At 66.5% G+C, this 14035-nt stretch carries 12 protein-coding genes; 6 read left to right on the top strand and 6 right to left on the bottom strand.

What is annotated here, in order from left to right; all coding sequences use genetic code 11:
• Positions 1-15 precede the first annotated feature (15 nt).
• The 3 genes from BSP_RS15050 (at position 16) to lpxC (ending at position 6718) form a co-directional block, all read left to right on the top strand.
• Positions 16-3816: a TonB-dependent receptor domain-containing protein gene (locus BSP_RS15050; protein ID WP_194166977.1), complete on the top strand. Its 3801-nt coding sequence runs from the start codon at positions 16-18 to the stop codon at positions 3814-3816.
• Between the two features lie 220 nt (positions 3817-4036).
• Positions 4037-5635, top strand: coding sequence for a cell division protein FtsZ (gene ftsZ, locus BSP_RS15045; protein WP_152950861.1), 1599 nt, complete (start codon positions 4037-4039; stop codon positions 5633-5635).
• Positions 5636-5818: 183 nt separating this feature from the next.
• Positions 5819-6718 carry a UDP-3-O-acyl-N-acetylglucosamine deacetylase gene (gene lpxC / locus BSP_RS15040; protein WP_152950860.1) on the top strand — a complete coding sequence of 300 codons (900 nt, stop codon included), beginning with the start codon at positions 5819-5821 and terminating at the stop codon, positions 6716-6718.
• Between the two features lie 49 nt (positions 6719-6767).
• Here the strand turns inward: lpxC and pgeF are convergent, their stop codons facing one another.
• From pgeF to lgt, 3 genes are read right to left on the bottom strand one after another with little or no spacing between them, the layout of a single operon-like run.
• On the bottom strand, positions 6768-7538 hold the full coding sequence (gene pgeF, locus BSP_RS15035) for a peptidoglycan editing factor PgeF (RefSeq protein WP_152951171.1): 771 nt from the start codon (positions 7536-7538) through the stop codon (positions 6768-6770).
• Between the two features lie 8 nt (positions 7539-7546).
• Positions 7547-8632, bottom strand: coding sequence for a class I SAM-dependent methyltransferase (locus BSP_RS15030; RefSeq protein ID WP_152951170.1), 1086 nt, complete (start codon positions 8630-8632; stop codon positions 7547-7549).
• The gene (gene lgt / locus BSP_RS15025; RefSeq protein ID WP_152950859.1) at positions 8629-9498 is read right to left on the bottom strand and encodes a prolipoprotein diacylglyceryl transferase; all 870 of its coding nucleotides are present in this window, start codon (positions 9496-9498) and stop codon (positions 8629-8631) included. Before lgt ends, BSP_RS15030 begins: the two co-directional genes overlap by 4 nt.
• A gap of 177 nt (positions 9499-9675) precedes the next feature.
• Here lgt and BSP_RS15020 point away from each other — a divergent pair, with 177 nt between their 5' ends.
• The 3 genes from BSP_RS15020 (at position 9676) to BSP_RS15010 (ending at position 11364) form a co-directional block, all read left to right on the top strand.
• Positions 9676-9975, top strand: a complete 300-nt coding sequence (locus BSP_RS15020) for an accessory factor UbiK family protein (protein ID WP_054766515.1) — start codon at positions 9676-9678, stop codon at positions 9973-9975.
• Positions 9976-10051: 76 nt separating this feature from the next.
• Positions 10052-10555: a YbjN domain-containing protein gene (locus BSP_RS15015; protein WP_054766514.1), complete on the top strand. Its 504-nt coding sequence runs from the start codon at positions 10052-10054 to the stop codon at positions 10553-10555.
• On the top strand, positions 10555-11364 hold the full coding sequence (locus BSP_RS15010; protein WP_152950858.1) for a pyrroline-5-carboxylate reductase: 810 nt from the start codon (positions 10555-10557) through the stop codon (positions 11362-11364). The genes BSP_RS15015 and BSP_RS15010 overlap by 1 nt, the downstream gene beginning before the upstream one ends.
• Before the next feature lie 6 nt (positions 11365-11370).
• On the opposite strand, the gene BSP_RS15005 is transcribed toward BSP_RS15010, so the two are convergent.
• Genes BSP_RS15005 through BSP_RS14995 form a run of 3 tightly spaced genes read right to left on the bottom strand, consistent with a single transcriptional unit; the run spans position 11371 to position 14023 of the window.
• Positions 11371-11847 carry a hypothetical protein gene (locus tag BSP_RS15005; protein ID WP_054767037.1) on the bottom strand — a complete coding sequence of 159 codons (477 nt, stop codon included), beginning with the start codon at positions 11845-11847 and terminating at the stop codon, positions 11371-11373.
• Positions 11840-13270, bottom strand: a complete 1431-nt coding sequence (locus BSP_RS15000) for an ATP-binding protein (protein ID WP_227975984.1) — start codon at positions 13268-13270, stop codon at positions 11840-11842. The genes BSP_RS15005 and BSP_RS15000 overlap by 8 nt, the downstream gene beginning before the upstream one ends.
• 15 nt (positions 13271-13285) lie before the next feature.
• Complete coding sequence (locus tag BSP_RS14995) at positions 13286-14023, bottom strand: response regulator (protein WP_054766512.1); 738 nt, start codon at positions 14021-14023, stop codon at positions 13286-13288.
• Between the last annotated feature and the right edge of the window lie 12 nt (positions 14024-14035).

Genomic DNA, 14035 nt, shown 5'->3' with positions numbered 1-14035 from the left:
CACAAACCATACTTGTTGAGCACTTCGGTTTTGGCTGGAGTCCTAATCGTAGCCTCGGCTGCGGTGGCTCAAACGGCTCCGCAGACGCCCGCTGATGACGGCGCGACCAGCGAAGTCGAAGAGATTGTCGTCACCGGGAGCCGCATTCGCCGCCCCCAATACGAGGGAACCATCCCTGGCGCCCAGGTCGATCGTCAGGCGATCGAAGATCGCGGCTTCACCAACGCAATCCAGATTCTGAACGACATTCCGCTCGTAGGCCCGCCCGTTTCCGCGGTGTCGACCGGCACGGCTCAACCGGCCAACCTTGGCGCGCAGTATGTGGACCTTCTGGATATCGGGTCTTCGCGCACCCTGACGCTGGTCAACGGCCGTCGAATGGTTTCGAACAACGGCGGCACCATCTTCGTGGCGGGCAACGAACCTGGCAATCAGGTGGATGCGGGGACGATTCCTGCGGCCCTTATCGACCGCGTTGATGTTCTGACTGTGGGCGGCGCTGCCGCCTATGGCTCGGACGCCATCGCCGGCGTGGTCAACTATATCCTGCGTGACGACTTTGAAGGTCTGGACGTCCGCACTTCGATCCGTGGTTATGAAGGCGGGCAGGGTGAAACCTACTCCTTCGGCGTCACCACCGGCCGAAACTTCTTGGACAATAAGCTCAACGTCACCGTCGCGGCCGACATCTCCGAGACTGATGCGCTGTACTCAAAGGATTTCGACTTCCTGGGTAGAAACTCGGGCCTGTTCACCCAGCCCTATGGCGTGCGCAACCCCGCCTATACTCTGGGCGTGAGGCCATCGACGGCTCTAGGGGTCTTCCTTCCGGCCAATGCGGACGGGCTCTTCCCCAGCGTCTTCATTGACAGCTTCCGCTCGCACACGGCGCTGCCCGGCGGAACGATTTTCCGTGCGAACCCCGTGCGGACGCTGCAGCCCGGAGCGACGGCGCAAGTCTACGAAAATCCCTCCGCCGGCGGCGGCTTCAACAGCAACACGTCTCTGGGCTCGTTGGATGCGGCCGGATATTATTCCGGGAGCTATTTCCCTTCGGTCCCGAGCCTTTGTAATGCCGGCGCCTTCTCGGCGGCCCAAGCCCAGGCGGCGGCGGCCTCGAACGCCAGGATCTGTAACTTTGCTCCAGCCTCACTGCCGGGGACCACGGCGGCGCAACAGAATGCAAATGCGGCGCGGGTTTTCGCGGCGTATGGCGTGACGCCTCCCGCCGGCGCCACCCAGTCCGATTTGAACCGACTGGCGCTGGACATTTTGCAATCGCGGCTGCCGACGGCGCGGGAATACTTCCTTGCGAATCCCAACCTCGATCCGAATCTCTTCATCGGATCGTTCATTCAAGGTTATCCGGGCGTAGCCAGCGGCAACCCGCTGCTGCCGATCATCGCTCAGCCGCTGCGCTTCGACGCCAACGGCAATGTGGTGCAGTTCGCAGTTGGAGACCTGAGCTCGACCTCGCCGGGCAGCTTCGGCAGCGCCCCCGGCAGCAATCCTGATCTCTACAACGCATCCGACCGTAACGTTCAGCGCTTCAAGCAGCAGCGCTCGATCTTCAACGTCAACGCACGTTACGACATCACCGACAACATCACCTTCTTCACCGAAAACCTGTATTCGGAAATCACCAGCATCAACCCGGTGAACCAGCAGTCCGCCTTCAATTCTGTCGGCTCTGCGGGTATTGAGAACGGCGGTATCATTGTCAGTGTCAACAACCCCTTCCTGACGGCGCAAAATCGCGCTGATCTGGCCGCGCGTGGGATAACCTCTACTTTCGCTCTCTCCACCGATTTCTACGACATCTTCGGTGAAAACAACGAGGCGCGCGGCAAGTCGAAGACCTGGCGCTCGGTCAACGGCCTGCGGGGCGATTTCCGCGCCTTCAACCGCAACTTCAACTGGGACTTCGCCTATTCGACCGGCGGATCGGACTTCCGTTACGAAACCAAGTTCATCAAGGATGTGGAGTTCCTGCTCGCCATCGACGCCGTTGATGTCGGGGGCGTGACGCGGTGCCGCAGCCAAACGGCTCTCGGCGCCGGCATCGTCGGCACCAGCCCTCCCGGTCTGACCAACAACGTTGTGCGCGTCCCCTACGCCGTCAACGCCAATCCGACCGTGCCGGTCGTGGGCGATGTGCCCCAGGATCAGAACTATCAGCCGGTCGTGACCCAAGCCCAGGTCGATGCTTGCCAGCCGCTGAACCTCTTTGGCGTCGGCCGCTCCTCGCAAGCTGCGCGCGACTACATTCTGGCGGATACCTTCATCACCAATGAAGCCCGTCAGGATTACTTCCAAGGCACCTTCGGTGGTGAGATCATCCAACTGCCCGCCGGCGCCTTGGCGTTCGCAGTCTCGGGCGAGCATCGCAATGAAAGCCTCGTCTATAGCGGCGATACGCTCGGCCAGCTTGGGCGGTCACGTTCCGCGCCGACCGCATTGACGGACGCCGAGATCAAGACGACCGAATACGGCGTCGAGTTGAACGTGCCCTTCGTCAGCCCGGACATGAATATTCCCTTCATTCACCGACTGGATGTGAACCCCGCATGGCGCTGGGTGAAGCAGGAGGGGTCGGCCGCCGCGTTCCGTAACGCCAACGGCGTGTTGAATTCGCCGAAGTATGACGGTGACGTTCAGGACATCTATTCGATCGCCGTCAGCTATGCGCCCATTCAAGACATCACGTTCCGCGGCAACATTTCCCGCTCCGTGCGTCAGCCGGGCATTGTCGACCTGTTCCTCGGCAGCCAGCCGGCGTTCCTGAACAACTCGACCGACGTCTGCGGATCGACGAACATCGACTCGGGCCCGAACCCTGCAAAGCGCCGCGCGAACTGTGAAGCTCTGGTTCGGCAGCTCAACCCGGTTTCGAACGTCTATCAGAACGGCGTGATCGATCCGACCCTGTCGGACGCGGACAATACGGCGCGGGTCAAGAACTTCCTGTCTACCTTCGCGTCGGGCGTGCCGTCGTTCCAAACGATCGTCGCGGGCGAGCCGGGGCTGCAGCCGGAAATCGGCAACAGCTACACCTGGGGCTTCGTCGCTCAGCCACGCTTCATCCCGGGCCTGGTGTTCTCGGCTGACTATGTGAAGATAACCGTCAAGGGCCTGATCTCCAACCTGTTCGCCACGACCGCCAACCAGTTCTGCATGGACAGCAACACCTATCCGGACACGCGCCCTGACGTGAATGGTCTGGATCTGTGCCCCTATGTCGTTCGTGACTCGCAGTTCACGATCACGAACGGCTCCATCTCCGGCTTCTGGAACCAGGGTGGTATTCGCGTCCAATCTTTGAACCTTAACGCCGCCTACAACTTCGAGATCGGTGATCTGCTCGGCAACGGCCAGACCGATTTCGGCCGTATGGGTCTTCGTGCGTCGGCCTATCACCTGATCAAGTATCAGAGCTCGCCGAACGGTGAGTTCGACGGCACGACGACCTATTCTCAGGGCACTCTCGCTCGTCCGGATTGGGAGGTGCAACTGGGCGCCAACTACACCAAGGGCGATCTGCGCATGTCATGGACCGGCAACTGGCAAGATACGACCAAGGTGTATGCCGGTAACGGCACGCTGTTCCCGACGATCGACCAAGCGACCGTTCGGCAGTATCGTTCCTACTGGATCCATTCCGCCACGGTCGCCTATGACGTGACGAAGGAGGCGCGGGTCCAGCTGACGGTCGATAACCTGTTCGACACCGTCTATCCGGGCACCCAGTACGAGATCGGCGGGCAGCCGCAGAGCCTCGGCCGCACCTTCCTGGGGCAGTTGATCTATCGCTTCTGATCTAACGCCAGGAACCTCGACACGAGGGGTCAGCTTCGGCTGGCCCCTTTTGTTTTGAGCGTTGCCGCAATTGGGGCGTTGATCCAATCCCGACTCACATTATCGCCGTAACCATCTCTTAACCCTCGTGGGTGCAATCCTTAACGCGCTCATAACCAAGGTGATTCGGCGGGGTGTTCGCCTTGGGACGAGGGGCAGGGTCGGAAGGTCGGAAAACAGAATGTCGCTCTCATTGGTCAAGCCGCAACACACTGAACTGAAGCCCCGCATCGTCGTGTTCGGCGTCGGCGGAGCCGGCGGCAACGCCGTGAACAATATGATCGACGCCGGCCTGGAAGGGGTCGAGTTCGTCGTGGCCAACACCGACGCGCAGCACCTCAGCTTCGCCAAGACGGATCGCCGCATCCAGCTGGGCGAGACCATCACCCAAGGCCTGGGCGCCGGCGCCCACCCCGAGGTCGGCATGAACGCCGCCGAGGAATCCGCCGACGAGATCCATCAGCACCTCGAAGGTGCCCATATGGTGTTCATCACCTGCGGCATGGGCGGCGGCACCGGCACGGGCGCGGCGCCTGTCATCGCCAAATGCGCGCGCGATCGCGGCATTCTGACGGTCGGCGTGGTGACCAAGCCCTTCACCTTCGAAGGCCGCCACCGGATGCGCCTGGCCGATGCGGGCGTCGCCGAGCTGCAACGCTATGTCGACACCCTGATCGTCATTCCGAACCAGAACCTGTTCCGCGTCGCCAATGAACGCACCACCTTCGCCGACGCCTTCGGCATGGCCGACCAGGTTCTGCACTCGGGCGTGCGCTCGATCACCGACCTGATGATCCTGCCGGGCCTGATCAATCTGGACTTCGCCGACGTGCGCGCCGTCATGTCCGAAATGGGCAAGGCGATGATGGGCACCGGCGAGGCGTCGGGCGATGATCGCGCGCTGATGGCCGCCCAGAACGCCATCGCCAATCCGCTGCTGGACGAGACCAGCCTGAAGGGCGCCAAGGCCGTGCTGGTCAACATCACCGGCGGTCTGGACATGACCCTGCTGGAAGTGGACGAGGCCGCCAACGCCATTTCCGCCGAGGTGGACGGCGACGCCAACATCATCTTCGGCGCCGCCTTCGACCCCGCGCTGGACGGCAAGATCCGCGTCTCGGTCGTCGCCACCGGCATGGACGAGAGCGTGGTGCAGCGCGCCGAGCCCTCGGCGCCGACGGCCCCCCTGGCCGATCACAGCGCCCGCCGCTCGGCCGGCGGCCTGTACGGCGCCCAAACGTCGCGGGCCGCCCCTGAGCCCGCCCGTGAGACCTATCGCGAGCCGGTCCGCGCCGAACGCGCCCCGGAGCCGCGCGTCGAGGCCCGACCCGAACCCCGTATCGAAGCCGCCCCCGTCGTCCCCAGCTTTCAGGCCCCGGCTGCGGCCGAACCCCGTCCCGAACCGGTGATCCGCGTCGCTGAACCGGCGCCGCGCACCCTGGAGCCGATCGTCGATCCGTGGGTCGAGGAGTATGAGACGCGCGCCCCGGCGGCCTCCGCCCAGCCGAGCCGCGCCCCGGTCGAACCCCAGGGGGATCTCTACGCCGCGCGTTCGCCCGAGCCGACCGCCGACGACTATGACGACCGCGACCATCGCCGCAGCGGCTGGAGCCTGTTCGGTCGGGGCAAGCGCGCCCAGCCGCAGCCCGAGCCGGTCTACAGCCGCACCCAACCCCAGATGCGCCAGTCGGCCCAGCCGCAGTCGACGCCGGAGCCGGAAGCGGGCCAGGCCGACGACGATCTGGAGATTCCCTCTTTTCTCCGCCGTCTCGCCAACTGACCGCCGGAAAAACTGACGACGACGCCCCGAAGCCCGGCTTCGGGGCGTTTTTCGTTCCGTCCGTATCAGAACGAAACAATCCGAAACCCGACTTTCATTTTCCTGTTGCCGGCCAGCCGTTAGACCGGGCCTGTGCCGCAGTCCGTCCCCATGGGCTGTGGCGGTAACCAAGCGAGTTTGCCTTTGCCGGTCCGGAACGACCATCAGGAACGCACCCTCATCGCGCCGGCGATCATCGCCGGCGTGGGCGTGCACACGGGCCGCCGGGTGCGGCTGGCGGTGCGGCCTGCGCCTGCGGGGACGGGGATCGTCTTCGTGCGCACGGACGTCGCCGACCGCGACAACCGTATCCCCGTTTCGGGCGAGGCGGTCGTGGACGCCCGGCTGAACACCATGATCGAGAATGCGGCGGGCGTGCGCCTGTCGACCATCGAACATCTAATGGCGGCCTTCTGTGCGCTCGGCGTATCGAACGCCGTGGTCGAGGTGGACGGTCCGGAGTTGCCGATCCTGGACGGGTCGGCGCTGGAGTTCGTGCGGCTGCTGGACCGGGCCGGCTTCCGGCCCCAGGCGCTGCCGCAGCGCTATATCGAGATCCTGGAGACGGTTCATGTCGTCGAGGGCGACAAACACGCCGCCCTTCTGCCGTGCGACCGCTATGAGATGCGGTTCGAGATCGACTTCCCCTCGGCCGCCATCGGCAATCAGGTGATCGACTTCGTCGTGGACGAGGCGACCTTCCGCCAGGAGATCATGGCCTGCCGCACCTTCGGCTTCGCCCATGAGGTCGAGGCCCTGCGCCAGGCGGGTTTGGCCCGCGGCGGTTCGCTGGAGAACGCCGTGGTCATCGACGGTGACGAGATTCTGAACCCCGGCGGTCTGCGCATGGAACGCGAGTTCGTGCGGCACAAGGCGCTGGACGCGATCGGCGACCTTTACGTCCTGGGCGCGCCCCTGCTGGGCCGATACGAGGGTTACAAGGCCGGCCACGCGGTCAACAACAAGCTGGTCCGCGCCCTGCTGGCTGCGCCGCATGCGTGGCGGGAAGTGACGCGCGTACCGGAGTTGGCCCAGGCGGGGTGATACACCCTCTCCCTCCCCGGACGGGGAGGGAGAGGGTAAGCGGATTAAGTCAGACCCCGATCACGGAAATCAAGCGCCCGAAATCCGGCTCTCCGCGTTGGAACGCCCTGCGGTTGGAATAGAAGCGGTCCGCGTCGGCGCAGGTGTCGTGGCCGGTCCAGACGGCCTGGCCGACCCTGGCCTGTTGCAGACGCCACAGGACGAAGCCGGGCAGGTCGAACAGGCGCTTGTCATCCGCCGCGCCGGGCTTGAAGAAGCGTTCGCTGCCGGGGTCGTGGTGGACGAACCGCTCCTGGAAATCGACGCCGACCTCATAGCTGGCCTGGGCGATGCACGGGCCGACGACGGCCAGGATGCGGCGCGGCGAGGCGCCCAGGGCCTCCATGGCCGAGACGGCGGAATGGACCACCCCGCCCAGGGCGCCCTTCCAGCCGGCGTGGACGGCGGCGACGATCCGGGTCTCAGGGTCCGCCATCAGAACGGGCGCGCAGTCGGCGGTCAGGACCGAACACAGCAGGCCGGGCTCGGCCGACACGACCGCATCGCCCTCGGGGCGGTCGCCGCGCCACGGACCATCGGCGACCCGGGCGACGGCCGAGTGGATCTGATAGCAGCCGTTCAGATGATCGGCGTCAGCCCCGAAATGGGCCGCCACGCGGCGGCGGTTCTCGGCCACGGCGGCCGGGTCGTCCTTGGAGCCGACGCCGGTGTTCAGGCCCTTGTATATGCCGGTCGAAACGCCGCCCGCGCGGGTGAAGAAGCCGTGGTCGAAGCCGGCGGCGGTCAGCAGCGGATGGGTGATGGGGGCCAGGCTGGTCATCGGGTCGCTCATTGATCCCATCCCGGCACGATCAGCGAGCGGGGGGAGAAGATTGCGGCGGCCTTGAACAGGCGTCCCATCTGGTCCTCGGCGGTCAGGCGGTGCAGTTGGCGCTCGATGACGGGGGCCGCATCGGGGCGCCCCGCTTTCAACCGTTCCGCGCGGGCTTCGATCCCCAGACGGCGCAGGAAGTCGCCCTGTCCCAGGCAGCCGGTGACGTCGGCGCCGGCGCGGACGGCGGCCTCCAGCACGCGCGGGAAGTCGGCCCACTGGGTCAGGTCGGCCTCGCCGGGACTGTCCAGCGGATCGACCTTCTGGTGGCGGCGCAGGGCCTGCAGAGTATCGCCGGCCTCGGGCCGGGCGCGGCCGTAGTCGATCAGCAGGGCGGCGCCCGAGGCGGCCTTCATCAGCAGGGCCAGGTCGCGGCCGAAGATCGCCTGCTGTTCGGAAATCTCGAAAGTCTGACCCGGCGTCATGTCGAAGCCGGGCTTTTCGAAGCCGCCGGTGATCGCGGTCAGGCCGAAGATCAGGTCGTTGTCGTCGGTGACGCCGATCCGCCGCTCGGCCCAGCCGTCCTCGGTGCGGACGAACTGGCGGGCGGGCATACAGTCCAGCACCTCGTTGGCGATCAGGACGACCGGAGCGTCGGTCTCGATCTGGGTCAGGTCGCGCACCCAGCGCGGCGACAGGTCTGCGCCGGCCAGGGCCCTGGCCTGCAGATCACGCAAAGGTCCGCTGGGCTCGATCAGGATCAGGTCGCAGGCTTCCAGAAAGCCGGGAACCAGGCGGGCGGCCCTCAGGGCGTCGCTGATCAATGTCCCGTCGCCCGGCCCGACCTCGACCAGACGGAACCGCTCGGGCGCGCCCAGCCGGTTCCAGGTCTCGACCGCCCACAGGCCGATCAGTTCGCCGAACATCTGGCTGATTAGGGGGGCGGTGATGAAGTCGCCGCCCTCTCCGAGGGCCGGGCGCGAGGCGTAGTAGCCGCCCTTGGGATCATGCAGGCAGCGGGTCACATAGTCGGCGACCGTCATCGGCCCTGTCAGGGCGATCTCGCGCGCCAGACGGGTCTTCAGGCTCTCGGCTTCGCTCATGCGGCGACGGGCGGCCGGTTCCAGGCGCGCCAAACCAGCCAGGCGCCGACCAGGATCATCGGGATGGACAGCATCATCCCCATGGTCAGGCCCAGGGGGAAGTCGGGCATGCCGTAGTCGGGTTCACGCACATTCTCCAGCGCCGCGCGGCAGACGCCGTAGCCGACCAGGAACAGGCCGGTGATATAGCCCCGCTTCTTCAGCAGGTCGAACTTCCAGACGCCCAGCGACAGGATGGACAGCAGGACGATCCCCTCCAGACCGGCCTCATAGAGCTGGCTGGGATGGCGCGGCGCGTCGCCGGCGGGACAGAAGCCGTACATCTGCTGGATACGGGCGTTGCAGAAGCGGATGGCCCAGGGAACGGTCGTCTCGCGGCCCCAGAGTTCGCCGTTGATGAAGTTGGCCAGACGGCCGAACATCAGGCCGATCGGCACCACCGGCGCGACGACGTCGCCCAGACGCAGCATGTCGATCTTCTGGCCGCGCGAATAGAGGACGATGGCCAGGCAGACGCCCAGGAAGCCCCCGTGGAAGCTCATGCCGCCGGTCCAGAGCTGGAACAGCTCGAACCGTTCGCCCAGGGTCTGGCCCGTGAACAGCTGGGCGTACATGACCGGCTTGTAGAAGAGGGCGTAGCCCAGGCGGCCGCCCAGGATGATACCCAGCACGATCCACAGCACCAGATCGTCCAACTGGGTCGTGCTGATCGGCGGCTTGCCCGGCGCCCACAGGCGTTCGGTCTTGATCAGTCGGGCGGCGTACCACCAGCCCAGGACGATGCCGGCCACATAGGCCAAGGCGTACCAGCGGATCGGAAGCGGTCCGAGATGGATCAGGACCGGATCGAATTCGGGAAAGGGCAAGGGGATTTCCTGTGCTGGCCGTTCTCTTGACGGGCGGTTTAGCAAGCGTCGCCGCCTACGTCGCCTGTGAAGACGCATCACGACGCCTTGATGGCGCCGCCGAAGCAGCAGAAAGAAAGGTTTCGTTCACCATAGTCGGTGACCCTCCGTTAACGACGTTCGAGTCGGAGCCTTTCGATGCAGACCCGCAATCCCCTTCTGGATGAGTTCGCCAAACTGACGACGGGCGCCATGGGCCTGGCCCAGGCCGCCGGCGAAGAGGCCAAGACCGCCTGGCGCGCCCAGACCGACCGGATCGTCGCCGAGATGGACCTGGTCCGGCGCGACGAGTTCGATGTGCTGAAGGACGAGATCGCCGCCCTGCGGGCCGAGATCGCCGAGCTGAAGGCCGGGAAGAAGCCCGCCGCCAAGGCTTCGACCAAGCCCGCTGCGGGAACGTCCACAGATGGAACTCAACCCGGGGACGCAGCCGGTTGAGCCGAATCCGCGAACAGGCTTACCACTCTGTTAACGGCCGTGATTCTGGCGGCCGCAGCCCGAACTGAGAGACTTGATGGACATCGCCCGGCCCGAGGAAACGGACGTGCCCTTCGACCCGCTGGAGGTCGTGGAGCATGTTCTTACGGCCGAGAACCTGCCGTTCGACCGCACCGACGACGGTGATCTGGCCTTTGCGCTCGCAGGGGACTGGAAGGATTACGAGCTTTGGTTCGCCTGGCGACCGGAGGGCGACTGCCTGCAACTGTGCTGCGCCCTTGATCTGAAGGTGGCCAAGAGCCGCAAGACGGCCGCCCACGAACTGGTCGGCCTGATCAATCAGCGCACCTGGATGGGCCATTTCGAGGTCTGGGCCGAGGACGGCGAGATCGTCTTCCGCCATTCCCTGGCCCTGCCCATGGGCGAGCGGCCGACCCTGGCCCAGGCGGCCTCGATGATTGATGCGGCGATCGAGGCGGCGGACCGCTATTACCCCGCCTTCGACTTCATGGTGCGCGGAAACAAGAAGCCCCAGGAGGCCATAGAGGCCTGCCTGTTCGAGACGGTCGGCAACGCCTGATGCCTGATCGCCAGCCGGTGGAAGGCCCCCTTGTCCTGGTCGGTTGCGGCCGGCTGGGCTCGGCCATTCTGGAAGGCTGGCTGCTGAGCCAGACGGTCGCAGCCTCCGATCTGATCATCCTCACGCCCTCGCAAAAGCCCGCCGCAGAAGCCGCCCGGGGTCGAGGCGCACGGATCAATCCGCCCCTGGAGGCCCTGGCCGAGGCGCGCGTGATCGTTCTGGCGGTCAAGCCCGCCCTGTGGCGCGACGTCATGACGCCGCTTCTGCCCTTCCTGGGCGATCAGGCGGTGATCCTGTCGGTCATGGCGGGCGTCACGGCGCCGACCCTGGCCGAAGGGATCGGCGGCTGGCCCATCGTGCGGGTGATGCCGACCACCGGCGTCTCGCGCGGACGCGGGGTCGCCTCGGTCTGGTCGGCCGATGATCGGGCGCGCGCCCTGGGCCGCGCCCTGTTCCAACGGATGGCGGAGACGGTCGATCTGGCGGACGAAGCCCTGATGGACGCGGCGACGGCCGTGGCCGGATCGGGCGCGGCCTATTTTTACGCCTTCACAGAGGCCCTGGCGCGCGCCGGGGAGGCGGCGGGACTGGACGCGGGCACGGCTGACGTTCTGGCCCGCGCCACCCTGCGATCCGCCGCAGAGTCGATGGGCGATGATCCCTTGGACGCCCTTATCGGCCGGATCGCCTCGCCCGGGGGCTCGACCCGCGCGGGGCTGGAGGCCATGGCGCGGGACGGCCGTGTGACGGAGATGCTGAACGACACGGTCGCGGCGGCGGTGCGCCGCAACCGCGAAATGGGCGCCTGAGACCCTTTAGAAGCGGCCGCGTTCGATCTGGTCGCCGAACCGCTCGAACGCCCGGTCGGCGTCGCGCCAGACGCTGTAGCCCCAGACGTCGCGGATGTTCGGCGAGAAGTAGGAGAAGTCCACCGGCCGCGACTGGCCGTCGGCGGTGACGATTTCGCCCTTGATCGCGGCGCCGCCGATCGAGACGCTGCGGATGGGGTCCAGGCTCGGGTTCTGGCGGATCTGCTCCATGGTCGGCCGGTTCGGCTTCAGATCGTTCAGGACCAGATTGGCCTTGGCGCCGGGATAGCGTTGCTCCAGCGCCTTGCCCACCTCGGCCTGAAGGGCGGCGATCTGTTCATTGACTTCGCGATCGCCCAGTTTTTCGACCTGGCGCTGCAGGTCGGGGCCGATCGTGACGTTGACGTTCGGGTTCTGCGCCTGAGCCATGGCGGCGACGGCCAAGGTCGCGGCAAGCGGCGCAAGAAAGGCGAGTTTACGCATCGTGTTCATCTCCATGCCCTGTCCGAACTGAAGATGCGCCCTGGCCCCCCGTTTCGCTAGAGGGGGCGACGATGGAGGCCTGTCCGGGCAGGCGGATGATCGCCTTCAGTCCGCCCATGTCGCTGCGGTCCAGGGTGACGTCGCCGCCGTGTCCCCGCGCGACGTCCCTGGCGATGGCCAGGCCCAGGCCGACACCCTTGCGGTTCTGATTGCGGGATTCGTCCAGGCGCGAGAAGGGTCGGAAGGCTTCCTCATACATGTCTTCGGGAATGCCGGGCCCGTCGTCCTCCACCGCGATCTCCAGCCCGCCCGAGGCCAGGGCGCGGGCGGACAGCCGCACCCTTTCGCCGTGCGAAGCGGCGTTGCCCGCCAGATTGACCAGGGCCCGCTTGAAGGCCAGGGGGCGCAGCGAGGCCGTCAGCCCCTCCGGCGCCGCCAGCTCGACTTCGGCGCCGGCGCGTTTCGCGTCCTCGCCGGCCGTCTTCAGCAGATCGCGGATGGACACCGGCTTCGGCGGCTCGCCGGCTTCGCCGCGGGCGAAGTCCAGATATTCGTCGATCATATGCTCCATCTCGTCCAGGTCGCCGCGCATGGCGGACTGACGCTTGAACGGCGGGGCCAGGGCCAACTCTAGTCGAAGCCGGGTCAAGGGCGTGCGCAGATCGTGGCTGACCGAGGCGAGCAGGGCGGTGCGCTGGTCGATATGACGCTGGATGCGGTCGCGCATGGACAGGAAGGCGGTCGCGGCGGCCCGCACCTCGCGCGCGCCGTGCGGCTTGAACCGGGGCACGGTCTCGCCTCGACCGAAGGCTTCGGCCGCGTCGGCCAGACGTTCGATGGCGCGGACCTGGTTGCGGATGAACAGGATCGCCACCCCCATCAGCAGGATGGTGGCGACGGCCAGCCACAGGACGAAGATGTGGGCTTGGGTCGCCACCGCGCGCTCACGCGGGGCGATGATCCGCAGCACCCCTTGCGGCTCCTGCACCTGAATGTCGACATAGGCGGGGTAGCGGGTGGTGTCGAACCAGTAGGGACGGTCCAGGCGGGCGTCGAGGGCCCGGTCCAGCACCCGGTCCACCACCCCGATCGGCCCGCGTCGCGTTTCGGTCGGCAGGGTGCGCCCCTCCTGCAAGGCGATCGACAGGGACATGGAGCGTTCGGCCCGGCTGGCCAGCCGCTCCAGATTGCGGGGGCTGGGGTCGTCCTCATAGCTTTCGACGGCCCAGGCGATGTCGCCCGCCAGCCCCTCCGACAGGCGCGCCGTGACCGTCTGCCAGTGGGCGTCGAAGAAGATCCAGGTCACCACCACCTGCATCACCAGCACGGGCAGGACGATGATCAGCAGGGACCGCCCCCAGAGGGAGGTCGGCAGGCGCCGCTTCAGAAAGCGCGGCCACAAAGGGGCGGGCAGCAGCCGCATGGGCGGGTCTCGGCCTCAGTCGGGGGCGAGCATATAGCCCACGCCGCGCACCGTCTGAAGATAGCGGGGGTTCTTGGGGTCCGCCTCCAGCTTGCGGCGCAGGCGGGTGACCTGAACATCGACGGCGCGGCCGGTGATGTCGGCGGTGTCGGGCGACAGGCTCATCCGCTCGACCGGCGCATGGGCGTGAAGGGCCAAGGTCTTCAGAAGTTGGGCCTCGGCCTCAGTCAGGCGCTGGGGCGCGCCGTCGCGGATCAGCTCCAGCCGCTCCATGTCGAAGATCGCCGTCCCCAGCTTGATCTCGCGGGGACCGATGGGCTTGCCGCCCGTGCGCCGCAGGATGGCCTCGATCCGCAGCACCAGTTCGCGCGGTTCGAACGGCTTGGACATATAGTCGTCGGCGCCGCGCGACAGACCCTCGATCCGGTCCTCAGGGTCGCCCCGCGCCGTCAGCAGCAGGACCGGCGTCTTCGAGGTCTCGGCCTTGGCGCGAACCCAGGAGGTCAGGTCCAGGCCGCTTTCGCCCGGCATCATCACGTCCAGCACGACCAGGTCGAACTCGATCAGCTCCATCATCCGCTTGGCCGCCGCCGCGTGGGCCGCCCCGGTGACGCGGTAGCCCTCGCGCGACAGATACTCCTTCAGCAGTTCGCGGATGCGGTCGTCGTCATCGACGATCAGCAGATGGCGGCCCACCCCCGGTCCCGCGATCGGCCCCGAGCGGCCGTAAGAGCGGGTTTCGGCCAGGCTCATGCGCGATTCTCC

The organism is Brevundimonas sp. Bb-A (genome assembly GCF_009394735.1).
GTDB classification, from domain to species: Bacteria; Pseudomonadota; Alphaproteobacteria; order Caulobacterales; family Caulobacteraceae; genus Brevundimonas; species Brevundimonas aurantiaca.
The sequence above is the reverse complement of the archived record's forward strand: the minus strand, read 5'-3'. Positions and strand labels throughout refer to the sequence as shown.